Genomic DNA, 1,563 nt, shown 5'->3' with positions numbered 1-1,563 from the left:
CTTTACCAGGATTGCAGCATGAAAGGCCTGCCGCTCCAGCAATGGCTCAAGGGCGAGGTCAGATGCTGTATCTGAGACTGCCTCCTGGAGGACTGCCATCTGATGAACCTTTCGCTGCTCCTTTTCATATAACATTCTCTGTTCTTCATGGCTTTGTTTGATTTCTGAAGCCATACTGTTAAAGGCGCTGGCCAATATCCCTATCTCGTCAGTTGAACTTACCTCTATATTTACTTCTAAGTCCCCGGAGGCTATCTTTTGTGTGGCCTCTGTGAGGGTCTTTATGGGTACGGAGACAGAGCGATAAGTGGAGATAAGGAGCAAGCTTACCGCTAATATAATTGCAACAACAATAATAGCGATTGCGGTCAATATCCTCCCGGTGTCTGAGTCAGCGCGTTTCCGAACGGATTCAGCAATGGATTGCGTATCTTTAAGCAGCAAATCAATTTCTGCTGACAGCCTGCCAAATTTTATCATTGCCTCATCAGTAAGGGCATCTCGTTGAATCTGCAAGAGGGATTCAGCAGCACCTTTAATCTTCTTCCACTTAGGGATGACTTTTTCTGTTATCGCAATGGCCGTATCAGTCTCACCAAGTTCGGATACTAATGTATTGCATGTTTCATCAAACTTTCCCATAGCCTCTTCTGTCAATTTCACTGAAGCTGGCGTGCCCTGGGTAACAATGAATTCGCTTAAACCTCTCGCCACCGCCTGTAAGTATACCGCTTCTTTTTCTAATAATAGAGCGATGCTGTTTTTGTGATTTATGGCACGAAAACCAATCCAGATGGACAAAACCATTATTGATATTAAAATTAATATAGAGGCTATTACTAAAAAGAGCCTTTTCTTTATGGTCAGTCTATCCAGTACTCTAAACATGTATCTTCCTGATTCTATGGGGTCTAAAGGGGCAATAGGCCATTGCCCCCTTAAATCTTGTTACCTCTCAACTGGATAACCTTTTTTCTCCCATTCATCAAAGCCGCCCCTATAATACATGACATTCTTATACCCGGCTTTTATGGCAATAACTGCTGCCTTGTATGACTTCCAGCCAGTAGTGCCGTCACTGTAAACGACAATCTTTGCATTCTTATCTTTTGGCAATTTTGACAGGTCAAACTCGTCCAGAGAGGCGTTAAAATCTGGTTTCCACGCACTTTTTTCTTTGTAGGGGAGAGAAACCGCAGTCGGGATGTGTCCCTTGCCGTAATTTACAGGAGACCTTACATCAAAAAAATTTGCCTCCTTTTTGTCGAGAAGTGCCTTTGCCTCCTCTGCCGAGATAATCTTGCTGCCTTTAAGCGCTGTTGGCGTTTCTGGTTTCTCCTCTGCTGCCAACGTTATCCCAGCCAGTACAAAAACCAGACCCATCACTACTACCCATGCCTTTTGAATTTGTCGAACAAACATCTCCGTAACCTCCCAAATACCGATTTAGAAAATGCCTTTTTCTTATAACTCCCCTCACCCTCACCCTTGTATGTTATGTTTTATATAGAACTTGGCAGACCGTCCAAAAACCCTTGGTAGAAAATACCGTGGGAGAGCATG

Annotated in this window: 2 protein-coding genes; both read right to left on the bottom strand. The window is 43.8% G+C overall.

What is annotated here, in order from left to right; translation table 11 throughout:
• Positions 1-888 (bottom strand): HAMP domain-containing protein (locus tag HZC12_07080; protein ID MBI5026476.1); only part of this gene is annotated, 888 nt, incomplete at its 3' end.
• A gap of 60 nt (positions 889-948) precedes the next feature.
• Positions 949-1,422, bottom strand: a complete 474-nt coding sequence (locus HZC12_07075) for a rhodanese-like domain-containing protein (GenBank protein MBI5026475.1) — start codon at positions 1,420-1,422, stop codon at positions 949-951.
• Positions 1,423-1,563 lie beyond the last annotated feature (141 nt).

This window comes from Nitrospirota bacterium (assembly GCA_016214385.1).
GTDB lineage: Bacteria > Nitrospirota > Thermodesulfovibrionia > UBA6902 > JACROP01 > JACROP01.
Note: the sequence above shows the minus strand (reverse complement) of the source record. Positions and strands in the feature narration are given on the sequence as shown.